Source organism: Amycolatopsis sp. cmx-11-51, assembly GCF_047608665.1.
GTDB lineage: Bacteria > Actinomycetota > Actinomycetes > Mycobacteriales > Pseudonocardiaceae > Amycolatopsis.
Map to the genome: position 1 here is coordinate 35,124 of NZ_JADNQO010000015.1, position 25,608 is coordinate 60,731.

At 65.9% G+C, this 25,608-nt stretch carries 23 protein-coding genes and 1 pseudogene; 13 read left to right on the forward strand and 11 right to left on the reverse strand.

Translation table 11 applies throughout. The annotated features are described in order from the left end of the window. Positions 1-11: 11 nt before the first annotated feature. The 7 genes from ACM6LU_RS32870 to ACM6LU_RS32900 all read left to right on the forward strand — a co-directional run bounded on the left by ACM6LU_RS32870 (position 12) and on the right by ACM6LU_RS32900 (position 9,156). Complete coding sequence (locus ACM6LU_RS32870; RefSeq protein WP_414941713.1) at positions 12-1,283, forward strand: MFS transporter; 1,272 nt, start codon at positions 12-14, stop codon at positions 1,281-1,283. Between the two features lie 70 nt (positions 1,284-1,353). Then, positions 1,354-3,654, forward strand: coding sequence for an ATP-binding protein (locus tag ACM6LU_RS32875; protein ID WP_414941714.1), 2,301 nt, complete (start codon positions 1,354-1,356; stop codon positions 3,652-3,654). Between the two features lie 373 nt (positions 3,655-4,027). Continuing rightward, positions 4,028-5,134, forward strand: coding sequence for an ABC transporter ATP-binding protein (locus tag ACM6LU_RS32880; RefSeq protein ID WP_414941715.1), 1,107 nt, complete (start codon positions 4,028-4,030; stop codon positions 5,132-5,134). Positions 5,135-5,162: 28 nt separating this feature from the next. Next, a complete protein-coding gene (locus ACM6LU_RS32885) occupies positions 5,163-6,545 on the forward strand; it encodes an ABC transporter substrate-binding protein (protein WP_414941716.1) in 1,383 nt (460 codons plus the stop codon). After that, positions 6,542-7,381 carry a metallophosphoesterase family protein gene (locus ACM6LU_RS32890; RefSeq protein WP_414941717.1) on the forward strand — a complete coding sequence of 280 codons (840 nt, stop codon included), beginning with the start codon at positions 6,542-6,544 and terminating at the stop codon, positions 7,379-7,381. The genes ACM6LU_RS32885 and ACM6LU_RS32890 overlap by 4 nt, the downstream gene beginning before the upstream one ends. After that, positions 7,378-8,328, forward strand: a complete 951-nt coding sequence (locus ACM6LU_RS32895) for a carbohydrate ABC transporter permease (protein WP_414941718.1) — start codon at positions 7,378-7,380, stop codon at positions 8,326-8,328. Before ACM6LU_RS32890 ends, ACM6LU_RS32895 begins: the two co-directional genes overlap by 4 nt. A 9-nt stretch (positions 8,329-8,337) precedes the next feature. After that, positions 8,338-9,156: a carbohydrate ABC transporter permease gene (locus ACM6LU_RS32900; protein ID WP_414941719.1), complete on the forward strand. Its 819-nt coding sequence runs from the start codon at positions 8,338-8,340 to the stop codon at positions 9,154-9,156. Here ACM6LU_RS32900 and ACM6LU_RS32905 read toward each other — a convergent pair. Then, positions 9,149-10,291, reverse strand: a complete 1,143-nt coding sequence (locus tag ACM6LU_RS32905) for a LysR family transcriptional regulator (RefSeq protein ID WP_414941720.1) — start codon at positions 10,289-10,291, stop codon at positions 9,149-9,151. The genes ACM6LU_RS32900 and ACM6LU_RS32905 overlap by 8 nt on opposite strands. Positions 10,292-10,422: 131 nt before the next feature. Beyond that, positions 10,423-11,400: a quinone oxidoreductase family protein gene (locus tag ACM6LU_RS32910; RefSeq protein ID WP_414941721.1), complete on the reverse strand. Its 978-nt coding sequence runs from the start codon at positions 11,398-11,400 to the stop codon at positions 10,423-10,425. Positions 11,401-11,474: 74 nt separating this feature from the next. Between ACM6LU_RS32910 and ACM6LU_RS32915 the strand changes: the two genes are divergently transcribed. After that, positions 11,475-12,080 (forward strand): TetR/AcrR family transcriptional regulator, encoded by a 606-nt coding sequence (locus ACM6LU_RS32915; protein ID WP_414941722.1) that lies wholly within the window; start codon positions 11,475-11,477, stop codon positions 12,078-12,080. A gap of 906 nt (positions 12,081-12,986) precedes the next feature. On the opposite strand, the gene ACM6LU_RS32920 is transcribed toward ACM6LU_RS32915, so the two are convergent. Further along, on the reverse strand, positions 12,987-13,898 hold the full coding sequence (locus ACM6LU_RS32920; RefSeq protein WP_414941723.1) for a LysR family transcriptional regulator: 912 nt from the start codon (positions 13,896-13,898) through the stop codon (positions 12,987-12,989). A 181-nt stretch (positions 13,899-14,079) separates the two neighbouring features. Next, positions 14,080-14,295 (reverse strand): hypothetical protein, encoded by a 216-nt coding sequence (locus tag ACM6LU_RS32925; protein ID WP_414941724.1) that lies wholly within the window; start codon positions 14,293-14,295, stop codon positions 14,080-14,082. Positions 14,296-14,352: 57 nt separating this feature from the next. Here ACM6LU_RS32925 and ACM6LU_RS32930 point away from each other — a divergent pair, with 57 nt between their 5' ends. Next, on the forward strand, positions 14,353-14,508 hold the full coding sequence (locus tag ACM6LU_RS32930) for a hypothetical protein (RefSeq protein ID WP_414941725.1): 156 nt from the start codon (positions 14,353-14,355) through the stop codon (positions 14,506-14,508). A gap of 668 nt (positions 14,509-15,176) precedes the next feature. Here the strand turns inward: ACM6LU_RS32930 and ACM6LU_RS32935 are convergent. The 7 genes and pseudogenes from ACM6LU_RS32935 to ACM6LU_RS32965 form a co-directional block, all read right to left on the reverse strand. Next, a complete protein-coding gene (locus ACM6LU_RS32935) occupies positions 15,177-16,100 on the reverse strand; it encodes a LysR family transcriptional regulator (protein ID WP_414941726.1) in 924 nt (307 codons plus the stop codon). 117 nt (positions 16,101-16,217) lie between these two features. Next, positions 16,218-17,447, reverse strand: a complete 1,230-nt coding sequence (locus ACM6LU_RS32940) for an MFS transporter (protein WP_414941727.1) — start codon at positions 17,445-17,447, stop codon at positions 16,218-16,220. 123 nt (positions 17,448-17,570) lie between these two features. Next, positions 17,571-17,960, reverse strand: coding sequence for a DUF3224 domain-containing protein (locus tag ACM6LU_RS32945; protein WP_414941728.1), 390 nt, complete (start codon positions 17,958-17,960; stop codon positions 17,571-17,573). 501 nt (positions 17,961-18,461) lie between these two features. Beyond that, positions 18,462-18,767, reverse strand: coding sequence for a hypothetical protein (locus tag ACM6LU_RS32950; RefSeq protein WP_414941729.1), 306 nt, complete (start codon positions 18,765-18,767; stop codon positions 18,462-18,464). 955 nt (positions 18,768-19,722) lie between these two features. Then, a pseudogene (locus ACM6LU_RS32955) lies at positions 19,723-20,169 on the reverse strand (SDR family NAD(P)-dependent oxidoreductase). Positions 20,170-20,295: 126 nt separating this feature from the next. Beyond that, positions 20,296-20,526: a hypothetical protein gene (locus ACM6LU_RS32960; RefSeq protein ID WP_414941730.1), complete on the reverse strand. Its 231-nt coding sequence runs from the start codon at positions 20,524-20,526 to the stop codon at positions 20,296-20,298. A gap of 3 nt (positions 20,527-20,529) precedes the next feature. Then, positions 20,530-21,075, reverse strand: a complete 546-nt coding sequence (locus tag ACM6LU_RS32965; RefSeq protein ID WP_414941731.1) for a nuclear transport factor 2 family protein — start codon at positions 21,073-21,075, stop codon at positions 20,530-20,532. 180 nt (positions 21,076-21,255) lie between these two features. Between ACM6LU_RS32965 and ACM6LU_RS32970 the strand changes: the two genes are divergently transcribed. From ACM6LU_RS32970 to ACM6LU_RS32985, 4 genes are all read left to right on the forward strand, one after another. Further along, on the forward strand, positions 21,256-21,798 hold the full coding sequence (locus ACM6LU_RS32970) for an NB-ARC domain-containing protein (RefSeq protein WP_414941732.1): 543 nt from the start codon (positions 21,256-21,258) through the stop codon (positions 21,796-21,798). Positions 21,799-22,538: 740 nt separating this feature from the next. After that, positions 22,539-23,432: a LysR family transcriptional regulator gene (locus ACM6LU_RS32975; RefSeq protein WP_414941733.1), complete on the forward strand. Its 894-nt coding sequence runs from the start codon at positions 22,539-22,541 to the stop codon at positions 23,430-23,432. 274 nt (positions 23,433-23,706) lie between these two features. After that, a complete protein-coding gene (locus ACM6LU_RS32980) occupies positions 23,707-24,378 on the forward strand; it encodes a TetR/AcrR family transcriptional regulator (RefSeq protein WP_414941734.1) in 672 nt (223 codons plus the stop codon). Further along, positions 24,378-25,328 carry an MBL fold metallo-hydrolase gene (locus ACM6LU_RS32985; protein ID WP_414941735.1) on the forward strand — a complete coding sequence of 317 codons (951 nt, stop codon included), beginning with the start codon at positions 24,378-24,380 and terminating at the stop codon, positions 25,326-25,328. The genes ACM6LU_RS32980 and ACM6LU_RS32985 overlap by 1 nt, the downstream gene beginning before the upstream one ends. The last annotated feature ends 280 nt before the right edge of the window (positions 25,329-25,608 follow it).

A 25,608-nucleotide genomic window follows, 5' to 3' on the forward strand; every position in this document is an offset into this window, starting at 1 on the left:
AGGGCACGCCAATGACCGCCACCCGCCCCCCGAAACAACACAGCGGCACCGTACTCGGCCTCGGCTGCCTCGTACTGTTCGTCGACGGCTACGACCTGTTCTCCCTCGGCACCATCGCCCCCAGCCTTCTGCGCGACCCCGCCTGGGGCGCCACCCCCGCGACCCTCGGACTGCTCGGCAGCCTCACCGCGCTCGGCATGCCGTTCGGCTCGATCATCGCCGGCCGGGCCGCGGATCGCCGCGGCCCACGCCTGCCGCTGCTCATCGCCATCACCGGGATCTCAGTGGCCATGCTCGGCGCCGGACTCGCTCCAGGACTCGCCGGACTCGGCATCGCCCGGTTCGTCACCGGAATGGGCGTCGGCGCTCTCGCGCCGCTGGTCGGCACCATGGTCGCCAACGCCGCACCCGCACACCGACGCACCCTTCACCTCGCCGCGGCCATGGGCTCCATCGGCGCCGGCGGCACCCTCTCGGCCCTGCTGGGCCGGCTGCTGCTCCCCCACGCACACTTCCAGGTCGTGTTCCTGCTCGGCGCCCTGCCCATCCTGCTGCTCCCGCTCATCAGAGCCTGGGCACCCGCCCATCCCCCGATCACCTCCGACACCCGGCGGCCACTGCGCCGGCTGTTCACCCCCGCCACCCGCCGCAGCACCATCCTGCTGTGGATCGCGGCCTTCTCCAGCATGACTCTCGTCTACAGCACCACCTCCTGGCTGCCGACCGTCCTGATGAACAACGGCTACGCCCTCACCTCCTCCCTCGAGTTCTCCATCGCCTTCACCGTCGGCGCGAGCATCGGCGGTCTCGCGGTCTCGATCTACGCCGACCGCGGGCACCTACGACTTGTCACCACCGGCACCTTCCTGCTCGCCGCCGCCGCGCTGTTCACCCTCAGCACCCAGCAACCCCGCCCCCTGCTCCTGCTGGTCTCCGCACTGGCGGGACTCGGTGCTCTCGGCGGCCAGAACATGCTCATCGCCTGCCTCAGCGCCCTGTACCCGCCCGCACTGCGCGGCACATCCCTCGGCTACGGCCTCGGAATCGGCAGACTTGGTGCCATCGCCGGCCCCGCGTACCTCGCCCTCGTCACCACCCTCATCGCCTCACCCCGCGCGGGGTTCTACGCCTTCATGGTCCCCGCCCTGATCGGCGCCGCGGCCCTGTACCTGGTGCCAAAGAACTTCGCCACCACCAGCGAACCGACCCGCGATCGTCTCCGGAACGAACCCGAACCCACGACCTCCGACGACAGCCCGATCAGCACCCAGAGCCGCGAATGACCGACCACGCGGACCTGATGACCGATGCGAGCATCACCGGCCCGCTTCAAACGGCGGCGGGATGAGGCCCGTGGGCAGCGTCGCGGGAATCCCCGCGGAACTGACGAGTTTCGTGGGCAGGGGCACCGAGTTCCAGGACGCCGCCAGTGCCCTGAAGTCCGAGCGCCTGGTAACGCTGACCGGACCGGGCGGTGTCGGCAAGAGCAGGCTGGCCGTCCGGCTCGCCCGGGCACCGGGCCCCGGATTCCCCGACGGCGTCACGTATGTGTCGCTGGCGGAGCTGGGTGACCCGGCGCTGCTGGCCGGCACGGTCGCCGGCGCGCTGGAACTGGCCGACCAGTCCGCGCGGCCCCAGCTCGAGGTCCTCCTCGAAGGGCTGCGGACCCGTCGCCTGCTGCTGGTCCTGGACAACTGCGAGCACCTGATCGACGCCTGCGCCGAGCTTGTCGACGCCGTCGTCCGGCACTGCCCCAGTGTCGTCGTGCTGGCGACCAGCAGGCAATCCCTCCAGCTCGCCGGTGAGCTGGTCCTGGTCGTGCCACCGATGCCCGTCCCGGATCCCGGTGTCACCAGCCCGGACCTGACCAGGGTCGACGCGGTGCGCTTGTTCACCGACCGCGCCGCGGCGGTACTGCCCTCGTTCCGGATCACCGAGGCCAACGCCGCCGACGTCGCCCGGCTGTGCCGGCAACTGGACGGCCTGCCGCTGGCGCTCGAGCTCGCCGCCGTCCGCCTGCGCGCGCTCTCGCTCCGGCAAATCATCGAGCGCCTCGACGAACGCTACGCGCTCCTGACCGCCCGCGGCCCCCGATTCGGCCCGGACCGACACGAAACCCTGCGCGCCCTGATCGACTGGAGCCACGAGCTGTGCGGTGAACAGGAACAGCTGCTCTGGGCACGGGTGTCGGTGTTCGCCGACGGCTTCGACCTCGACGCCGCCGAAGCGGTCTGCACCGGCAACGGGATCCCCGCCGAACACACCCTCACCCTCATCGAGGGCCTCCTGGACAAATCCATCCTGCTACGCCAGGAACGCCACGGCGTGGTCTGGTACCGGCTCCTGGAAACGATCCGCCAATACGGACACGAGAAACTCGCCGCCACCGGCGAGTCGGGCCGGATCCGGCACCGCCACCGCGACTGGTACCTCGAACTCACAAGCCGGTGCCAACGAGCCTGGCTCGGTCCAGACCAACTGCGGTGGAGCCAGCGGCTCCACCGCGAGCACGCCAACCTCCGCACAGCACTGGACTACTGCTGCGAAAACCCCGACGACGCCGTCCTCGGCATGCTCATGGCCCTGCAGATCAAAGAATTCTGGCTGATCCGCGCCCTCACCACCGAAGGACGCCGGCACCTGGGCAAACTTCTCCAGGCCGCCCGCCCGGACGCCCCAGGGCGAGCGCTCGCCTTGCTGACCTGCGCGTACCTGGCCCTCATCCAAGGCGACCGGCCCGCCTACGAACGCACCCTCGCCGACGCTGTCGCCGCCGCGGAACGCGAGGACAACACCTCCGCGCGTGCCTACATCCTCCTCGTCCGCGGCTACGACGCCCTGATCACGAACCACATGGCCGAGGCCGCCGACCACTTCGCCCGGTCCGCCGCCCTGCAACGCACCCTCGGTGACCTCAGCGGAGAACTCTGGGCCCGCTTCAACCACGGCGCCACCACCGCGATCTCCGGCCACCCCGATCACGGCCGCCGCATCCTGACCGGCTGCATCGCCGAGTACACAACACGCGGCGAAATCTTCTGGCGATCCTGGGCCTTGTGGTCCCTCGGAGCCGTCGAGTACCTCACCGGCAACCTCGACAGCGCCCTCACCGCCTGCCGAGAAACCCTGCGATTCGAACAACAAGTACAGGACTCATCCATCGTCGCGTTCGTCCTCACCGTCACCGCCGGCATCGCCGCCCGTGACGGACACCACCGGCGCGCTGCCAGACTGTTCGGCTTCGCCACCAGCATGTGGGCGGCCATCGGTGTATCTCCCGCCCGTTATGCCGCCTTCACCGGCCCGATCAACCACGACACCGCCACTGTCGTCGACGCACTCGGCACCGACACCACCACCGCCGAATTCACCGACGGCCGCGCCATGCCTCCGCAGACAGCGATCCAGCTCGCCCTCGCCGACGAGCCCGCCGGTATCTCCCGCCGGACACCCGCCCGCACACCACTCACCAAACGGGAAATCCAAGTCGCCGAACTCGTCGCCCACGGCCTGACCAACCGTCAGATCGCCGACACCCTCCACATCACCCCGCGCACCGCAGGCGCCCACCTCGACCACATCATGACCAAACTCGCCGTCAACAACCGCGTCCAGATCGCCGCCTGGATCACCGATACGACCCATACCCAGTAGAACTCACACGGGCCCTGCCACCGGTCACGCCTGACCCATCAGGTGACGCGGTGGCGGCACCATGTCACGTCAGAGACGACGCCGTCGGTGCCGTCGAATGGGTCGCGAGTGCCGGCGCCCAGGTGCGCGACCGGGTACCGGCGATGACACTGGACGGCAAGCGCTCGTCCGATGCCGCTTCCGTCGACGGGCAGTTCCGATCGCCCACCGATTCGTTTTTCCGATCGCCGCGCCAGTAGCGCCAATACTCCCTGCGCAAACCTCTGAACTGCGCTTTTTCGGTTCTGTCGTTCGGTTCTCGTTCACCTCGACGCCATCGCGGACTGCTGGTATTCCCCTGTCCCGATCCCCTGTGCCGAGGAGGCTGAAACGCGTGAGCCGGATCCAGATCGAGGCGGCGACCAAACGGTTCGGCCCGGTCACCGCCGTCGACGCGGTGAGCCTCGACGTCGCCGACGGTGACTTCCTCGTACTACTCGGGCCGAGTGGCTGCGGGAAGTCCACCCTGCTGCGCGCCGTCGCCGGGCTCGCCCCGCTCGACGGCGGCAGGATTCTGCTCGGCGACGCGGAGATCACCAACACTCCGCCCCGCGAACGCGACCTGGCCATGGTGTTCCAGAGTTACGCGCTCTACCCGCACCTTTCGGTCGAGCGCAACATCGGGTTCCCGTTGCGGGCCCGCCGCCGGCCGCGAGCCGACATCCGGCGCAAGGTCGAGGAGGTCGCCGAGCTGCTCGACCTCGGCACGCTGCTCGACCGCCGCCCGAAAGAACTTTCCGGAGGCCAACGGCAACGAGTCGCGCTCGGCCGAGCACTCGTACGCGACCCCGGGGCCTTCCTGATGGACGAGCCACTGTCCAATCTGGACGCCAAACTGCGGACGGCGACCCGATCCGAACTCACCCAGCTGCACCGCACGCTCGGCTCGACCTTCGTCTACGTCACCCATGATCAGGTGGAGGCGATGACGATGGCCACCCGGATCGCCCTGCTGAACCAAGGACGTCTGGAACAACTGGGCACGCCGGAGCAGGTGTACGACGAACCAGCGTCGGTATTCGTCGCCGGCTTCCTCGGCTCGCCCGCGATGAACCTGCTCGACGCCGAGGTTGTCGGCCGTGGCGGCGAACTCCACGCGGTGGCACCGGGAATCGACGTTCCACTCGGTGTCAGCGGTGCTGCGCCCAGACGGGAGGTCGTGCTCGGCATCCGGCCCGAACACCTTGCCCGCACCACGGACACCGCCGCGCTGCACGCTGTCGTGCGGTTCGTGGAAAACCTCGGCAGCGAAGAGGTCGTCCACTGCACGGCCGGTGACGCGAAGATCTGCCTCCGCGGGCCGCGCCCCCTCGACTTCGCCGCCGGCGACCACGTCGGCCTGACCGTCGCTCCGGAGCGTGTACATCTGTTCGACCGCCACTCCGGCCGACGCCTCGTCTGGCAGCCCCGTCCCGCTCCTCTCGAGGCCACCCCCGTCTGACCCCCCTGACCCAAGGAGCAATTTTCCCATGCAGAAGAACCGTTTCCAGGCCGGTGTCGCGCTGAGCGTGGCCCTGGCACTCGGCGCGGCCGGCTGCGGCCTCGGCGACACCGCATCCACCCAGGCCGCCCCGGTGACGAGAGTGCCGGAGCTTCAGCCCGGGCAGCAGGTGTCGATCGTGTTCGAGAGCTACAACTTCGGCCAAGCGGGCGCCTGGACGGACACGTTCACCGAGCTGATCGCGAAGTTCCAGCAGGCGCACCCGAACATCAAAGTGACCGCGCAGAAGCCACAGGGCACCAGCCCGAACCCGGCCACCGACACCGTGTCGAGCGTCCAAAGCCAGACCGCGGCCGGACACCCTCCGGACGTGGCGCAGCTCGGCTTCAGCGACCTCGACTTCACCGTGGACCAGCTCGGCGCCAAACCGCTCGACGATCTCGTCGGAAAGGAGGCCGTGCAGGCCAACTTCACCGGCACGACCCACGCGTACGCGCCGACCGCCCGCGCGCTCGGCGACTGGGACGGCAAGACCTACGGTGTGCCGTTCGTGTTCTCCACACCGGTGCTCTACTACAACGCCTCCCTGTTCCAGCAGGCCGGCCTCGACCCAGCCAAGCCGCCGTCCACCTGGGACGAGGTGCGGACCGCGGCCGACGCGATCAAGAAGACCACCGGCAAGGGCGGCGTCTATCTGGATTGCCTGACCAAGGAAGCCAAGGACTGGTGCTTCCAGAGTCTCGTCCGCTCGAACGGTGGGCAGGTCCTCGCAGCGGACCGAAAATCGCTCAGCTACGCCGACCAGCCGGCGGTCGATGTCGTGAAGATGGCACAGAACCTCGTCGACACCGGTACCAGCCCGAAACTCGCACAAAAGCAGGGCTATGAGGCCTTCGCACGTGGCGACATCGGCATGATCCTCGAGACCAGTGCGGTGCAGGCGACGTTCGTCAAGGGCGCCAAAGGCAAGTGGGACCTGCGATCGGCACCGATGCCCGCGTTCACCGGAAAACCGGTCGTGCCGACCAACTCCGGTGCCTCGCTGTTCGTCTTCGCCACCGACCCGGCCAAGCAGCGCGCCGGCTGGGAATTGATCAAGTTCCTCACCAGCGAGCAGGCATACGGCACGATCGCGACGAAGATCGGCTACCTGCCGCTGCGCTCCGGGCTCGCCGACGACCCCGCCGGCCTCCGGGACTGGGTCCAGCAGAACCCGCTGGTGAAACCGAACCTAGCGCAACTGAAGAACATGGAGCCGTGGGTCTCCTTCCCTGGCACCAGCTACCTGCAGATCCGGGACGGGATGATGGAGGCGGTCGAGGAAGCCGTGTATCAGGGCGCCGACCCGCGAGCGTCGCTCGACGCGGCGAAAGCGCAGGCCACCCCGCTGCTGCCGGGCGGTGGCAAGTGAGCCGGCCGGAGCTGACCCTGATCCAGCTCAGCGACCCGCACATCCTCGCCGGCCAGAGCGAACGGTTGCACGGGCACATCGCCACGGGCACGGTGCTCGAGTCCGCTTTGGACACGGTGACACGGTCAGGCGCCGAGGTGCACGGGCTCCTGCTCACCGGAGACCTCACCGACGACGGCTCCCCGGCGGCCTACCGCCGGCTGCGGGCCACGGTGGAACGGCTCGGCGTCCCGGTCGTCTACGCGATGGGCAACCACGACGATCGTGCCGCCTTTCGCAGTGAGCTGCTCGGTGAATCGGGTTCCGGACCGTGCCACGCGGTGTACGAGATCGGCGGCGTACGGATCGTCGTACTCGACAGCACCCGGCCAGGCAGACACGACGGGCACTTGGACGAGGGCCAGCTCGAGTGGTTGCGTGCCGAACTGAGCGAACCCGCGCCGCGCGGCACCGTCCTCGTCGTGCACCATCCGCCGTTGCCCTCACCGGTACCGACCGTGCATCTTCTACGCCTGCGGGATGCCGGGCGGCTCGCCGAGAGCATGGCGGGCAGCGATGTCCGGCTGGTGGTCACCGGACACGCGCACCACACCGGATGTGGCGCCCTGGCCGGGATTCCGGTCTGGGTCTCGCCCGCCCTCGCCTACCGCGTCGAGGCGCTACCGCCCCGCGCGCGGCTGGTCGGTTCCGCGGCGAGCGGCCTGAGCCGGATCGACCTGATCGACGGAGCCTTCGTCGCCACAGCGGTCGAACTCGGTGCCGCCGTGACGGTCTACGACGAGGACGAGGCCGCGCGAGTGCGTTTCGTCGCCGAGCACACCTCACAGGTCGGGTGAGCCGCTTGTTCGCGGAGATACCCGTTCCGGCCGCCGCGCTGCCGGTCCCTAGCTCCCCCCGGCCGTCGCTGACCCGCCGGATCGCTCGCGCCGCCCCGCCGTACCTTTACCTCGCGCCCGCGCTCGCGCTGCTGGTGGTGTGGACTTACCGGCCACTGGCGCAGACAGCGCAGCTGTCGTTCCACTCCTGGAACCTTCTGCCCACGACCCCGATCACCCCGGTCGGCTGGGCCAACTACGAACGGCTGCTGGACCTGCCGGAGCTTGGCCAGTCGGTGACCCGCACGGTGGTGGTGATCCTCGGGCTGCTTCCGTTCTCGATCGGTATCCCGGTGCTGGCAGGACTGCTGACGCGCCAGGTACGTGGCCGGGCCCGTGTGGTCTACCAGGCTCTGGTCTTCGCGCCGATGCTCGTCGCACCGGTGGCGAGCGCGGCGGTCTGGCGCTGGCTGCTCGACCCTGGCGGTGGTGCGGTAGACCGGATCTTCGGCATCGACGTCAACTGGCTGCACGAAACCGGGCCTGCGCAACTGTCGATCATCGGAATCACCGGCTGGCATGTGCTCGGTTTCGCGGTGCTGGTCGTGTCGGCCGGTCTCGCCGGCATCAATCCCGATTACGCGGACGCGGCCCAGCTCGACGGTGCGTCGCGCGGGCAGGTCACCCGGTGGATCACGCTGCCGCTCCTGTCCCCCACGCTGGTCTTCCTCGCACTGATGACGGTACTGCTGTCGGCGCAGTGGACGTTCCCTCTCATCGACACCCTCACCCAGGGTGGCCCGGCCGACGCCACGACGAACGTCTACTACCTGTTGTGGGACTACGGATTCCACAGCTACGACGCCGGACTCGGTGCGGCGGCGGGGATGTTGCTGTTCGTCGGGTTCGGCCTGGTCGCGGCCGGGCTGGTGTGGCTGGCCGAACGCCTGACCTTCCATGACGACTAGGAGCCGGTGATGGAGACCGTCGATTCCCGCTGGCGCCAGGTGCGCGGGCACGTAGTGCTCGCCCTGCTGGGCCTCCTCTGCATCTTTCCGATCTACTGGCTGTACGCGACCTCGTTGCGGCGCCCCGGGGACATCTATTCGCTATCGCCACTACCGTGGCCACTCTCGCTGGAGAGTTACACCGACGCGGCCCGCAAGGTCGACGTACTGGGACTCCTGGGAAACACGACGCTCGTCGCACTGCTCACAGCGGCGGGCCAGCTGCTCACCGGCCTTCTGGCGGCCTACGCGTTCGCCGCCTGGCGATTCCGCTTCTCCCGGCTGCTCTACCTGGCCTTCGTGGGCACCTGGCTGGTTCCTTTCCAGGTCACGATGCTGCCCAACTACGTGCTGCTCTCGCAGCTCGGCTTGCTCAACACCCTCGCCGGGGTGGTCATCCCGACGCTCTGCTCGGCGCTGGGGGTTCTCCTGCTGCGCCAGCATCTGGCCGGATTCCCGAAGGAGCTGCTCGAAGCATCCACAATGGACGGCCGCTCGTCGTGGACGACACTGTGGACCGTGGTGGTGCCGAACCTGCGCCCGGCGCTGGCCGCGCTGGGCATCCTGCTGTTCGTCAACGCCTGGAACGAGTACTTCTGGCCCGCGATGGTCTTGCAGCGCAGCAACGCCGTACTTCAGTTGGGACTGCGGAGCTTCATGGGCACAGAGGGCGACGATTGGGGACCGTTGATGGCGCTCGCCGGACTGGCGTGCCTGCCGGTGTTCGCACTGTATCTGGTGCTGCAACGGCACATCGTGAACGCCTTCGTCCGCTCAGGCCTCAAGTAGCCCGCGTGGCCGTTTCGGTGTCCGGAAGTGAGGGAACATCGTCGAGGCACCGCACAAAGGTCTCCCCCAGCGGATTCGGCTCAGCCGCGCGCCACACCGCGTAGAGGTCGACCGTAGGCACCGGCCCGGACAGGCGCACCGGCACCGGCCGCACACCGCCTGGAACCGACCCGACGGACGTGCCCCGGGTCGCCGAGGCGAACCCGACGAGCGCACGGACCGACACGACGATCGCGGTCGCGCCCGGGTCGTCGACCACATGCGCGACGTTCAGTGCGATCCCGCTCTGCTCGGCGGCGCCCAGGATCGCGTCGTACATCGCCGGGCACTGCTCCCGGGCGAACAGTACGCAGCGCTGATGCGCGAGCTCGGCGAACGGCACCTCCTGCCGGCCAGCCCATGCGTGCTCGTGCCCGACTACGGCCACCATGGGCACCCGGAGCAGCCGCCGGAACCGGAACCGCGACGACACCGGGTGTCCGTAGACGAGCGCCACGTCCAGCTCACCGGCCGCCAGCGCCGCGAGCTGAGGGCCAGTCCGCCTCTCCCACAAGGCGACCGTCACATCGGGGTACTCGGTGTTCATTCGCGCCAGGACCGCGGGGAGAACGTGCTGGCCCGCAGGGAAGTTGTAACCGACGTTGACCGTACCCGCCCGGCCCGCGGCCGCTTCCCTGGCACCGTGCGCCGCCTTCTCCAACTGCGCGATGATCAGCTTCGCGTGCTCGCGGAACACATGACCCGCCACGGTCAACCGCACCTCATGTGAGGTCCGCGCCACCAGCTCGACACCTACGGCGCGCTCCAGCCGTTGCAGCTGCTGGCTCAAGGACGGCTGAGCGAGGTGTAACCGCGCCGCGGCCCGCCCGAAATGCAGCTCGTCCGCGAGCGCCAGGAACGATTCGAGATGCCGGAACTCCATAGCGTCCTCCGCCCGGGATACCGCCGTCAGGCTCGCCGACCGCGGCGAACACCCGGTGAACCACACCTGCCAAACGGCAGGCGATCCGATGACCGGCGGCCACACCGGAGGCACACGCTGCCCAGCGGTCGGGGTGACGCTGGCGGACTGAGTCCAGTGCACATCGCTGGGGACACCGACGTCATAGACCTGCGCGCCATCGATCCAGGTCACGGCGCCGTCCGAAGGTAGAAACCGTGCGTCACGGAGTGAGGACGACATCGACTTCGAAGCGCCGAAAGTCGGCCAGCGAGGGGCCGTACGCCGCGGGGTCACTAGCGGGCAAGGTGGTGACCCCGCGCCGCTCACGGCACCAGCACGATCTTGCCGGTGGTACCGCGCTTCTCGAACAGCTCGTGGGCGGCGGGGGCCGCCGATAACGGCAACACCTCGCCTACGACCGGCTTCAGCGCGCCCTCGGCACCCAATCGGAACGCCTCCGCGCGCAACCGAGCGCCGTACGCCGGGTCAACGAATACCCGCGGCCCGAAGCCGGACACCTGCAGGCCGCGCGCGAGGAAGTCGACCGGCGTGAAGGCGGGCAGTTCGGCACTGGCCGACCCGAATACCACCGCGCGGCCGACGCCGATGGCCAGCAGCCCGAACGCGGCCTGGCTGACCGCCCCGCCGACCGGGTCGAACAGCACGTGTACCTGGCCGACCGCGGCCTGAACCTTCTCCGCCCAGCCGTCCTCGGTGTAGTCCACTGCCAGGTCCGCACCGAGCTGCTCGGTCAGGGTGAGCTTGCGCGCACCCCGGGCTGCGGCCACAACCGTCGCGCCAGACCGCTTGGCCAGCTGCACCAGCAGGCTGCCCACCCCGCCGGCCGCGGCCAGCACCAGGACGACCTCGTCGGCTTGGGGCGCGCCCGTCTCGACCACGCCGAGCGCGGTTGTGCCCTGACCTAACAGCGCCAGCGCCTTGTGGTCGTCTAGCTCCTCCGGGATCGGCAACACCGCCGCGGCCGCGAGCACCGCGAGTTCGGCGTACCCACCGCTCGCGACCCCACCGACGACGCGCGTGCCGATCAGCGACTCGTCCACGCCCTCGCCGACAGCGGCGACCGTGCCCGCTACCTCGAAGCCTGGCGCGAACGGCAGCGGCGGCGCGGGGAACCACGGGTGCGCGCCCATCGCGCCGGACCGCATCTGCACCTCGGCATAGCTGATGCCGGCTGCCGACACCCGTACCAGCACCTCGCCCGCACCCGGCGTCGGGTCGGGCACCTCTTCGAGCTTGAGCACCTCGGGCCCGCCCAGCTCGTAAAACCGGATCGCCTTCATCTTCGCGTCCCTCCTCAAACGGTCCACTCTTATTCCGGACCATCGGTCAACTTAAGAATACATACACTACTGACATGGCGGTGGAGCGTGTCGACCCAATGACGAGGCGTCGTGCCGAACGCCAGGACTCGATTCGCAACAGGCAGGCGGTACTGGCGGCGGCGTACAGGCTGATCTGCGACACCGGCGTGGACCACGTGTCGATGCAGGACATCGCGGCGGAGGCGGGCGTCGGCAAGGGAACCCCGTTCCGCCACTTCGGCGACCGCCAAGGCCTGATCGCGGCCCTGTTCGACCAGTTGACCGAGGACTGGCAGCCGGGCGCGCTGACCCGCCTGAGCGCTCCAGACCGCCCGGCGGCGGAACGCGTCCGGAACTTCATAGGCGAACTCTTCGACGTGATCGTGGTGTCCGGTCGTCCGCTGCTGAGAGCGATGGAAGGCGGCCACGCCAACGCCAAGAGCACCGCGAGGTACCTGGCCTGGCACTCCGCGATGACGCCGGTAGTGGCCGAAGCTCGCCCGGACTTGGACGCCCGCTTCATCACCCACGCGGTCCTGACCACCCCGCGCGCGGAGTTCGTGGACATGCTCGTGGACGGTGGCGGCATGACGATGGACGAAGTCCGAGCAGGCCTGCTCGCCATGACCGATGCCCTACTGGAATCCCCGCCTGCCTGATGTCTCCCGGCGTCCCTCCCCGCCCACCACGACAGTTCCACTCGGTTCTCCGCCGTGCCGGTTCGCCGCCGCACCGCCGGTCCGTAGTCCTTCATCGTGGTGGGCGACAAACTCCGCGTTGGACAAGGTCCGGGCCCATGAGCACAAGGACTCGACCGGCATCACCGTCTCCTCATCGAGGAGGACAGCCCGCTCATGGCCCTCTTTCGGCGATCGCGAAAGTCCCGCGGTCCCGGCTCCGGACCAGTGATGGGGCAGAACCCGCCGCCGTGATCACGCGGTCCTTGGCTGTTCACGGCGTACCGCCCGCAGCCTCCCGTATTTCGCAAAAATACTTCCCAGGCCCGCTGAAGTGCCCTGGGCGGCTCGCTCGAACCAGAATTTCACGACCTGAGGTACGACCTGTCGCATAGCCGTCAGCCAGTACCAGCAACTGCCCGCAGCTCGATGATTTCGCGCAGAGTCATGACGCGAGCCTGACCCCCGGTAGCAGGCAGACTATCGAGGCTCGGCCGAATCTGACCGATCATGCCAGATTGTCGCTGCCAACTGCGGCTACCACTCACCAAGACGGTGCCGCTCTTCCCGCGAATCGAACCCAAGGAAGCTTCGGCATAGTCTGCACTCTCCGATGCTCCCAAAAGCTCTATGCCGTAAAAGCTTCGGAGCTCGAGACTTTCTGAGTCCGCATCCATCTCGAAGGACTCACGCGGTGAAGGCTTCTCCATCCAGTACGCCGCCACACCGACTGGAAGTGGCACTGGGTTCGTGCCTCGTGTCCACAAGCGCGCTGGGAGCACTCGCCTTGGTTCTACTCGTCCCCATTCACCCTCGCCGTTGTTTCGCTCTTCATCCGGCGATCCGGCAGACGTGAGACCTTGGTTACGGTCGACTGACCCAACCCGCTCAGAAGCTGGTCGGATACATCTGCTCTGCTGCTTGACGGATTGCCATGACCGTGGGGCGTTGGCTGCCATTGACGTGCCAGGCGAGCGCCGAGGTACAAGGAGGAATGTCCGCGACGTCGAGGAACACGATGCCCGGCCGCGGAAAGAATCTTCTCACCGACGCCGGCAGGAACGCGATGGCCCTGCCCTGCGCCACCGTGGCCAACAGCGACTCGACATCCCGAACGACCGGCCCGTACTTGACCGGAGAGCCATCCGGACGTGGGTCCACGGTCCAAAAGTTTCTCCATGCCGACGGGCATTCGGCAGGATAGTCGATCATCACCCGATCCCGCAGCTCCGCGAGCGACACCTCGCGTCTGCTTGCGAGCGGATCATCCGCCGGCAGGCACACGATACGAGGTTCAGTCGCCAGATGATGCGTCTGAATCTGCTCGGGCGCCGGCGGCCGGCAGAAGACAACGTCCACCTCGCCGGTATAGAGACTTTGGAAATGCTCAGTTACGTTCAGCAGCCGAACCTCGATCTGCAGATCGGGATGCTGCTCCACTGCTTCGGCCAGCACCCGGCGAGTATGCTCCATCGCAGCCTCGGCACCGATCGTGCCCACGACCACTTTCCCCGTCGCCGCTCGGGTGTATTCGGTCGCGACACGGTGAAGAACCTGCGTCGCAGTGACGATCGACTGCGCCTCGGCGAGTAGCGCCTTACCCGCCGCCGTCAACTTCACCGTGCGACTGGTACGGATGATGAGTTCGATTCCGAGACGTTGTTCCAAAGCGTTGAACTGCCGGCTCAACGCCGGCTGGCTCATGAACATCCTCGTGGCCGCTCGACCGAAGTGCAGCTCTTCGGCCAGCACGAGAAAGATGCGTAGCTGGTGCACCGTTGGCGCGGTCCAATGGTCCATCTCTGCCTCATCCCCCAGCGGTCCCGTGCCTGCCGAAGCCGGGCAGGACCCAGAAATCAACTAATCAAGATTCGTCCAGCGACGAGGATATCCGTCAAAAGTCGACGCCAAAGGCCACCTGATCACACCTAGACATCAGAAAAAGAATGGCGCTGAATATCGTCACCGCTCACTGGATACTTCACTTGAACTTCGCGATTTTCGTTCGCAGGTCACTATCCTCGCCGATAGCGCTTGACTCCGTCACGAAAATGCCCTTCTCGGACCCTTCGTACTGCACGAAGGTGAACCTTCTTCCATCCTGGCTGACGATGACGACCGCGGTGTATCCGCTCAGCTCCACTGCCGCCCGGCTTGCCAGGTCCCGCAACCCACCCAAGGGCTGAACCATGCACATGGTCGGGGACCTTCGCGTAGTAGTCCCGCGGTGGTAGCGCCGAACACCCTGACCTGGATGGACATTTCCGGTCACGTGATTGCCGACGCCCTTGAGAGCTACGAAACAACACGAAGTCATCCCCACGTCATCACCGGCCAAAACCGGCCGCACCGTCGGATTTGCCTCGGCGCCGATCAGGTCGGCAACTTCACGATCCGTGACGTCACGTAGAGTACGAACAGAACCAATGCACTGCGGCGAAAATGACAACGGAGACGAAGACAGTGTTCTGCCCCCTCCCCGGCGGTTGGTGCATCGCGTTCCTCTGACGACGTTGAGCGACTTTCATTCCTGTCAAACATGCGCCCCTACGGGACACACACAAGGTATCTGCGACCATCGAAATTCGGTCGATAAAGATGCGGCCCCGGAGACCGTGAAGGGGAGAGTCGCCGGGGCCGCCGCTCGAAACGGCACTATCCAGGGAGATGAGCAGTCGCCGTTTCGAAGTACTCCAGACAGCTAGTCTCCGATCGAAACCGGCCGTCGACACACAGAATATGAATAGCCTTCACTCTCATGTTCGCCACGTTGACTACCCCCAGTGTCCATCAGCTCTCAGCGACGCGGGCCAGATTCCGGTGCACCGAACGTCGTAATTCACAACCTACCTCCACAGCCGGCAAAGGCGTGGAGTTTCCGGGGGACAAACGATGCAAGAGGCCAGCCAACCGATGACGTTTCGGATATCATCACATTGGAGAAGCACCAGAGGGTGTAGTGCAGGATATCGTTCGACCGAGTACACCCGGCTCCCGCAATACTAGAAAGCATGTGCACTTGCGAACGAACCAGCCGGTCGCGGGCCCGTCCTCGCCGCTAGGAGACCAGAGTCAAAGTCACTCGTTCGCTCGCCAGACGGCGAGCGCGGCCTGGCGAACAGCAATGACGACCGGCCGGTTCTCCGCCGAGACATGCCAGGCCAGTGCGGAAGTGCACGGACTCAAGTCGACAACGTCGAGATACTTGATTCCTGGTCGCGGAAAGAAATTCCGAGCCGCCGAGGGTTGAAAACCGATCGTTCCACCCCGCGCGACCAGCGCGAACAGGGACTCGACGTCGGAGACGACGGGTCCATATCGGACGGGCACCCCACTCGGACGCGGATCCGCCGCCCAGAAGTCGCGCCAGACCTTGGGGCATTCAGCCGGAAACGACGCCACGACCCGGTCGTCCAGATCGACGAGCCGCACACTGCCCCTATCGGCCAGCGGATCGTCCGTCGCCACACAAATGACTCGAGGCTCACTGTTGAGGTGAAGCGTCCGGATGTCCTCCGCGGCAGGCGGGCGGCAGAACACCAGATCCGCTTCGCCGGTGCTCAGACTCAGATATTGCTCACCCAGGCCCAGCAGTCGGACGTCAAGTTCGAGGGCGGGGTGACGCCTGCGCACCTCATCGAGGATCGCCACGGTGTGCGCCATCGTCGCCTCCGCGCCGACCGTGCCGATCACTACCCGGCCCGCCAGACCGCGAGTATGCTCCCCTGCCAAACGCTGCAGTCTGCGCACCGCGTGGACCACCATGCGAGCGTCCGGCAGGATGGCGAGACCGGCCGCTGTGATCGAGGTCGATCGGCTCGTACGGGAGACCAGCTCGACACCGAGCCGGCGTTCCAGCGCGCTCAGCTGACGGCTCAGCGCGGGCTGGCTCATGTACAACCGCGCCGCCGCCCGGCCGAAATGCAGCTCTTCGGCGAGTACGAGAAACATTCTTAATTGGTGCACGGTGGGAGCCGATCGATCCCCGACATCACCTGTCATGACCACAGGTTACTCCAATGACCCACCAGACATCTGCGCAACTCAATTGACTGCGCACGTCGGTGACATTCGCACTCCCCAGACTTCGGTCGTCAAGAATAATATCCAGCTTGAGCGTCAGCCGACTGTGGACTTCGGTTCCGTCACCGTTGACAGGGGCACTCGGCGCCAGAGCACGGTCGCCACCAAACCGGCCGTCACGATGAACGCGCCGGCCGCGGCGATGCTCACCGCCGGTCCCACCAACGACGCCAAAGCGCTCGCGGCGAGAACGGCGACCCCGGTCGAGCCGGCCAGCAGCGAGTTGAAGAGCCCCATGCATTGCCCCCGTGAAGTGACCGGGACGAGTCGGCTGAACGTTGCACCGACAACGACCAGATACGCGGTGCACGCTCCGGCCAGCATGAACATCACGGCTGACACGACCAGGCCCGGACGGGCGAGGCACACCAGAAGCGGAAGTCCTCCCGCGGCGGCTAGCGGTCCCATCGACGCGAGCCGCCTTTCGGCGGAGATGAGCCGGCTGCCCAGCAAGTAGGCGCCGAGAGCCATCCCGGCGGGATCAGCGGCCATCAACAGACCCGCCTGCCAGGACTCGCCGCCCATCTCGGCGACATAGGCGGCCGCGAGACCCTCCGGCACCACAGTCACCCCGAGAAGGGAGGCGAGCAAGGCGAGCACCCGTAACCCGGCATGCCCCCAGATGACACGGACTACGTCCCAGCTCGACCCCCAGTAGCCGCGGCGGGTCGCCTCCGGAGGCGACCAAGCGCCCACGTATCGGGCGATGACGGCCGCGGAACCCACACAGCAGATCGCGTACGTCGCCAAGGCCGCCTCGGGCGCGATGCCGCTCAATGCGCCTCCCAGAACGAAGCCCGCGATCTGTGAGATCTGCTGCGTCACAAGCCTCACCGACTGGCCCGTGACCAGCAGGTCTCCCGGAAGGATGTCGGGCAGCATGGCTCCCCGGGCCGCCTTCGCCGGTATCGCCATCAGTTGCAGACCCAGCAGCAATCCGAGCGACAGTGGCAACGGCAGCCCGGGGACGGCCATGAGACCGGCCAGCGCCGCACGCGCCAGATCTCCGATCACCAGCACGGCACGCCGCGAGTAGCGATCGGCGACGCCCGCGATGAGCGGGCCCGCCACCGCGGGCAGGAACGTCAATGCGTAGGTCAGCCCGGCAAGCGACCCCGAACCCGTACGTGCCAGTACGAGCACGGCCATCGCCACCCTCGCGAGTTGTTCACCCGCTGAAGCCACCATCTCGGCGATCCACAGTGCCCGGAAGTCCTCGACCGCCAGCGCGGCCCGCCAGCCGCGGGCTTCACCGTGGTCTGTCAACGCGGGCTCTCACACGAGGGAAGCCCGGCCATACATCGCAACCCTGCCTCGTATCCGGAAAGCTGTCACCAGACTGACACGACCGGGAGCCAGAATTTGTCACGACGTAACGAACAGCGGTCGTCACAGCTCATAGTTGAAGACGTAGGTGTGTTCACCCTCGGGCGAACGCTTGATGTCCATCATCGCCTTGAGCCCGTTCAGGTCGCCACCGGCCGAGTCCGCGACCACCTCGATGATCGCGAGTCCACCTCCGGCATTCCCGTACGCGGAGTGGCGCAGTACGAAGTCACCCTCTCGATCATCGATTTTGGCCCGCACTCGCTCCATTCCAACATACGAGACCGAGCCATTGTGAGCCAGCACTTGAAGCAGGTTCGCTTCGCTGACACCTTGAATTCCTCCTTGGAAGGTCTTGGTGTTCCGTACGCGCAGAAGGCGAACGCCTTCTCGCTCGTCGTATACGTCCTCGTCCCAGCTGTCCAGGTCGAATCGGCCGGTCACTTCTTTCATGAACTCTCATCATTTCCGTGAGCGCGGGGCGCTACTGAGGCAGTGCGCGATCCACCATCGGGGGAACGGCGTTACTTTGCCGTCAAGCCTTCTCGACAGGCAAGACCGGCGCAATGCAATTAGAGTTGCGATCCATATCCTGATGGTTATCCAGCGGGCTCCCTGCTACCCAGCGAAACGAATCGTTCACCCGCACATGGGACTTCGGCCCCGGTCACGAGTTGCGCGCGGTCGAACGTCGTCGGAACATGACTATTCCGCCTCGGACTGGAATGGGTTCGCCCCACGAACGGAGATCTAAACAACAAAAAGGAATCAGGATGAGCCTGGCAAGGGCATTCGGCGTAACGTGGCGGATTCCGGCGGAGTTGACGACCTTCGTCGGCAGGAACGCCGAACTTTTCAAGCTGACGGAGACCCGCCGGAATGGCCCGGTGGTGACGTTGACCGGGCCGGGAGGGGACGGGAAGTCCCGCCTAGCGGCGTGTTTCTCCTGCACCATCAGGAGCCCTCCCTGCACTTGAGCAGGACGAACAGATGGCGGGACGCATCGAGAAGATCACCACGCAGTTCGTCGGTCCGGTCCCAGGCCGCGTGCACGAAGGCTGCCCGCAGGCAGTCGAGGATCACCGGATCCTCGGTCGCCAGCAGTTGCTCCAGGCTGATCGCCGTGCCGGCGAGCCGTCCCAGCAACATCCGCACGTCGGCCGGACCGGACGCGACAGTGAGCACTACCACGAGTTCCTGTAGTTGCTTGTGCAAGAGTGAGAGACCGTCCAGCGGCAGCTTGCCGCCGATCCGGTTCATTTCGCCGTCCTTCCGCGCCGCGGCTCTCGGGTGGCACGTGGGGAGTGACGGGCAGGCCGTCTGCTCATGACGGCAACGGCGCTCGGATCACGCGTCCATCGACCAAACGTGGAGGTCTTCAGCCGATCGCATGCGGACCATTTCACCAGACAGTCACACCTAAGCTCACGACACAGTCAGAGACCGAGTTGGCACTGAGTGCGTCGTCCGGATCGGCTCGTCGTATACCAACCGATTCATCCGGACACTTCACGAACAGCGAACGCTGTCGACGCACCGATTCAACACCCTGTGCGCCGCCAGGACATGGAAGGACCCCAGATTCAGCCATGCCTCTTCCATGCGGATCCATAACCGGGCGCACATCCATGCACGTCTCGCCGCGGTCATGATCTGATCGGAATATTCGATCTCGTGAAGCCAAGCCCCTGCTTCGGTTTCGATCCTGGTAGGCGGGCAACCACTCCATTACCTGCCCAGCGCCTCACACGGCCGACAAGCGAAGTGTTACGTTTGCGTCAAGAGCATTGAACCGGCAGGCCGGTCAACCAGCTGCACTGTTCCAGACAAGGCTTTCACCACTCCGGCAGAGGATCTGCTCGACGGCAGCGCCGTAGAATTCACGCGCGCCTCCCCTGCAGGCGAAGTTCGAGACCGGCCACGATGTCATGCCATCTGCTTGAAACCACCACGAAGACCGCGTTCGCCATGGTCTGGCGAGCTTCATGGCCGTCACCAGCTCGGACACCCGGACGCCTTATAAGGGTTCGCCCGCGCCCCAGTCCTTCCACGCAGGTAGCGGGGCAGGATGCGAACGACTGAACGGGACGTGGTAACCCCCGAGAAGCACTCTGGGTGCTACCGCAGATCAAACCCGGCAACACCCAGATGCGCTGGATCCGAGAATCACTCCTGGACGGCCGCGGCTTCTGGTTCGCACCAGCATTTGAGCCCGTCACCCGGTCAGGTACCCGCCGCTGGCGTCGACATCGGTTCCGGTCACAGCGCTCGACTGGGGTGAGCTGAGCCACATCACCGCGGTCGCCATCTCCTCCGGTCGCACGATGCGCTTGATCGGAGAGCCCTGCGCGATCTGTTCGTAGGTTCACCCTGATGTTCTTGTCCGCGTACTCGAGAGCCGCGACCTTCGTCAGGGATGCGACCCGATGTCGCTCGCGTTGTACGGCGCGATGGTGGCGAATCCGACCTCCGTTGAGATGGACGCGGTGTTGACGATGACCCCGCCGCCTTGCGCAAGCATGCGCGGGATTTCGTATTTTATTCCCAGGAAGACACCGGCGGTGTTGGTACGCCAGACGTTCTCCAGATCGGCCAGGGTGTGTTCGGCGAGCGGGGCCGCCTTCGGACTTTCGATCCCCGCGTTGGCTACGGCGTTGTCCAACCGGCCCTATCGGCGAACACAGCCCTCGACGAGCGCGCGCACTTCGGCTTCGTTGCGGACGTCCGCTCGATGAAACGTCGCGCCACCGCCGCTGACGCGGATACCATGCGCGACCTCCCGGCCGAGCTATTCGCGACGGCCGCAGAAGTACCCCTTCGCGCCCTTCACCGACATCGCGCTTGCCGTGGCGGCGCCGATATCCGACGTAGCTTCGGTGATCAACACGATCTTACCGTCGAACCGCCCCCTCCGCGGTGATGCAGCGGAAGCTGCGCCGACCGGGCCAAGGGTGCCGGCGGCGAGCCCCAGCGCGCCCGCGGCGAGTACACGACGTCGTGATGTGAATCCGTCACTCATGGCTCAGTCCTGTTCCAGGCGATCGGGGATCCGCGCGAGCGGGTAGTGCCGCCAGAAGTACTGGTCCGCCGCGTGCTGGTCCCCGGCGAAGTTGACGGCCTCGGCGATCTTCCGATCACGGATGCGGTAGGCCAGCGCCCACGTGATGTCCAGACCGGCCGGAGTGGTGCTCCACCCACGATGGAGGTCGACCACCCAATCGCCGTCCGCGGCCAGATACAGGATTTCGGCCCGAAAACCGGATCGTCCGAGCTGCTCGAAGAAGGCGATCACCTCGTCCGGACCCGTCTTCACTCCCGCGAGCGGGTGATGCCCTGGAATCGTCCATCGGATGTCGGCCGCGAAGAACCGCCTCAGCGCGTCAAGATCACCAGTACCGTAGGCTTGGTAGTATCGGCGGACCAGGGTCACGTTCGGGTGTTCACGCGCCCGTTCCGGCGCGGCGGAGGCCGTCCCACCGGTCAGCGATCCAGCCAGGAGCGCGGCGACCCCTATACCGCCCGCGCGCAGGACTGACGCCCTGTCGAGAGGTGTGCTTCGGTTTTCCACAGTCTGTTCCTTCCGGAGTGGCACTTCCCCAAGGCAAGCACCAGTACTCCAGAAGGTCCAATACTCGCCTTCATACGTTTGGGACATCGCAGGAGAACCAGGTGCGGGCTCAGCTCCACGCGGATGACCGTGTGCGGCTGGGACGCCGTGAGTCGCTACCGAGCGTGAGCCGAAGCCGGCGTGAAGTCGTCGCACCTGTTCCCCGACGGTCTGCCATTCGTCACCCTTCGGAGCGCGCCAGGATCACCTCCGTCCGCGGCACGGCATGTTCTGGGGACAATGCTGCATTCTCTCGGCCGATCACGTTCTGAAATACCGGAGGGGCTCGACGAGCGCGCACCCCTCTTCCGCACGACCACGACCGGACGGCGGATGTTGATCCTGCTGGACGACGCGGAGACCTACACCCAGGTGGCTCCGCTGCTACCCGGCCCTGGAAAATCAGTCATCATCACGAGCAAGAACAAGTTACGGGGCCTTGCCGTGGCCTACAGTGGAGAACGCATCGCGATGGACGTGCTCATGCATGACGAAGCGATGGAACTCTTCGGAAAATTCGTGGACTCCGAACGCGTCGAGACGGAACGGGCTGACATGGCCTCCATTGTCGGGTATTGCGGATACCTTCCGCTGTCTTTGGCCACCATCGCGGAATACGTCAGAGATAACGCGACCATGCGGCAATTCGTCCAGAGGCTGGCTCCAGGTGTCCGGCCTCGATGAAGGCCTCTGCCGCAGCCGGTCTGCCGAATCGTCGTTACGCAGCCCACCCGTCGGCTGAACACGCGGGTGATGGGCAGGAGTGCGTCCCGTCCATCACCCGCGCTTCCGCCTGAGTCAGACGGGTTCTTCAGACGCTGGACGACGTAAGCACCAATGCACCCCTTCGCCACAAAGGACGGCACCACAACCGTCACCCTCGTGTCCAGTGTGAGCATCTCGATTAAAGACTCGCGCCCTCCGCGACCTTCAGGATCATCGCGCCCATATTCCGATCACAGCGACTTCTATCGAAGCTCAGTACTCACGGTTCCGCATCTTACACCCCCCATCTTGACTACGCACCCGCGCAATGTAAACGCGCGAAGTCACTCGACGAGTTTTGCCGACGCCATACCGTCGCGCAAGAAGATGACAATGCGAAAAGGCGATCGGCAATACCGTTCGAGCTATAGACGCTCGCCGCGTCAGGGATCCTCGCCAGGTCCAGGCTGAAGAAGTTCCACATCGTGCTGATTTGCGACCTGCGTCTGAGGTAGGGCGGTGGTCGCCGGAATCCGGCGACTGCGGACGCCGGTGTGACAGTCGAGCGGCCGACGCCGCGAGCGTCACCAGTGCGGCCACCCTGACGCGAACGAACACGCGGTGTGCCCCCTGGCCAGGGAAACAGAGGAAAGACACCCACCCTCAAGGCTTCTCGCCATACGCTGGACGTACAGATCACCGATCAAAGGAGGCACGAGATGGACATCGACACCCGTGTGCTCCGGTATTTCGCCGCGGTCGCCGAGGAACTCAACTTCACCAGAGCCGCCGAGCGACTATACGTGACCCAGCCGTCGCTGAGCAGGCAGATCCGGCAACTCGAGTCCGACCTCGGCGTCACGTTGTTCACCAGGACAAGCCGGGAGGTGCTCCTCACCGCGGCCGGCGAAACGCTGATGCCGCTGGCCACGGCGCTCGTCTCCGATTGGCAAGCCGTGCAACGAACGGTGCGCGGAGTAGCCGCGTTAGAAGGACGTGTGCTGCGAATCGGATTCGAAGCATCCGGGGCGGGACCTCTCACAAACAGGGCTCGTGCGCGCTTCGCCCAGCGCCTTCCGGATGTCGTCATCGAACCCAAGCGGTTCGACTGGGGCGGCGAGGTCGCAGCGGTTCGAGACGGCCTCGTCGACGCGGCATTCATCTGGCTGCCCGCCGACACCAACGGCCTGCACACCGAGGTCGTCGCGCTGGAGCAGCGCATGGTGGGGCTCGCCGCCGACCATCGGTTGGCGAAGCGGAGGAGCGTGACCATCAAGCACCTGCAGACCGAACCCATCATGTGGACGAGCAAGGCACCGAAACCTTGGGTGGACTGGTGGGCGGTGAACCCTCGTCCAGATGGCTCGGAACCGGTGTGGGGACCGCAGAACGATAACGTCGAGGAGATGCTCGAGCAGGTCGCGGGTGGTTTGGCAATCTGCATCGGACCGTCATCGATGGCCACCTATTACGCCCGACCGGACCTCGTCTGGCTACCGATCACCGACATCGAGCCCCTGCGCATCGCGATCGCCTATCCCTTGTCGAGCACCAATCCTCTGGTCGCCGCCTTCGCCGCGGCGGTAAGAGAGATGTCCCGGTCACGCCTTTGAGATCGGGTCGCATTGCCTGTCCCGGCTGCCACATCACAGCAAGCGGCGCCCTTCCACACGACCTTCAATCCTGAGAAGAATCCCCTCGTAAGCATCCGGGTCCTTTGAGTAAGGGGTGGCTTCTCGTCCGTCGAGGACGCAGCACGAAGCTCCGGCGAGATACCAGGAGACCCTTGGCGATGACAGATCCACTACCCAGAGAGCATCGATTGGCGGGATGGCGTGGCCGAGAGCAGGTGTTGACAAATTAAACGAGCGCTCGTTTAATTATGGCATGGTGAACGATCGCAACCCGGCGACCCCCGCCGCCCGTCGCCCCGGCCGGCCGCCGAAGAGTGACAGTGCCACGACGCGAGATCGCTTACTGGACGTCGCACTGGAATTGTTCGCGCGACAGGGTTTCGCGGCCACTACGGTCCGCCAGATCGGTGCGGCGGCCGGCATCAGCGATACCGCCCTCTACGGCCACTTCCCCGGAAAGCAGGCCCTGTATGACGCGTTGTTCAACCAGGCCGGACCAGTAAGTGCCGGGACTCCAGTACTCGATCCCGACGAGGTAGCTGCGGCTGAGCCACAGGCGGCTATTCGCGGCCTGGTCGAGCAGGCGTGGGCGGAGTGGTCCAGCCCGCGAGCGCGGCAATTTCTCGACGTGATGCTGCGCGACGGGGCTGAGGCCACTGGCCCGGCCGACCTCAGTGCCGCGATCGAACTGACCCGCGATCAGTTGCAGGTGCCGTTCCGGCGGTGGCAGGAACGCGGCCTGGTACGTACCGATCTGCCACCCCGCCAGCTGGTGTGGGAATTGTTCGCACCACTACAGGTTCCGCGCATCCTGTACCTCCGCGGCGACGTGACCGACGCCGATCTCGCCACTGCACGCCAAGCGGTCGACGACCACCTGAACTTCTTCCTGGCCTCGATCATGTCTACCGAAAGGACTTCCTGATGATTCCCGTCGCACCCGAAATGACCGAACGCCCGGCGGACTTCGTCGCGCCGAACCTGAGCCCGGTCGGCCTGGAACTGCACCCAGTGGAACTGGGTGAGGGTGTACACGCTCTGATGGCCAACGAAGCACCCAAGGACAACAACGGTCTCATCATCGGCAAAAAAGCCGCGTTGATCATCGATTCTGGAGTTACTCCTCGCATCGGACGGCACATCCAGGACATCGCCGCCGGCCTCACCGACACACCGATCCGCTACCTGGTCAACACCACCTACCACGGAGATCACACCTTCGGGAACACCGCCTTCGACGCCGGCGTCCGAGTCATCTCGTCACGGATGAACAAAGCCGCGATGTCCGATCTCGCGGCGGAGAAGAACATCCGCTCCGAAAGCATGTACGGCGCCGAGAAGAGCCTCGACGACGTGGTCTCGTGGCGGCTACCGGACGTGACGTTCGACCGGTATTGCGAGATCGACCTCGGCGGCCGGATAGTGCAGTTGTGGCACTTCGGCTCCGCTAACGGCCCCGGGGACACTCTCGTGCACGTTCCGGACGCGAAAGTTACCTGGACCGGGAACTTCATCTCGCCGGGCATGCCGCCGATGATGCTGATCGGTGATCCCGTGGCCTACCTGCGCACCGTGCGTGCCATGCGAGCCACCCTCACCACCGACACCCTGGTGCCCGGGCACGCCTTCATCGGTGAGGCAGAGCCCAGTATCTCCATCCTCCTCGGCTACTTGGAGAACCTAACCACCGCCGTGCACCGCGGCCGGGAGGCGGGCCGCCCCGTCGAGGCTTTGTACGAAGAGCTTCCGATGTGGGGCATCACCACGCCTGCAGGTGCCCCCGAGCAGATCAGAGCCGTACTGCGCTCACTGCACCGGCTCAACATCCTCACCACCTACCGCTGGATGGACGGCCAGCGCCTGCGGGCCGCCTGATGCCGATGCGCGTCATCGAGTTGGTCCTCCCCAGAAAGTCATCGTGGCGTACGACTGGTGATCGAAGACGCGATACTCACGGTGCCAAGTCAAACGTGCAGGCGGCCGTCGCCGACCACCGACTGCACGTTTGACTCAGGAGAAGAGGGTATCGAACGACCCGACATGCTGCTGGGCATCGTGTTCGCCGTCTTGGGTATTTCGGTAGGAGTAATGGTTCTCGCAAAGGCTCTCAGCGAGCCTAGAGACCGCATTCCTTTGTTACACCACTACCCCAGCG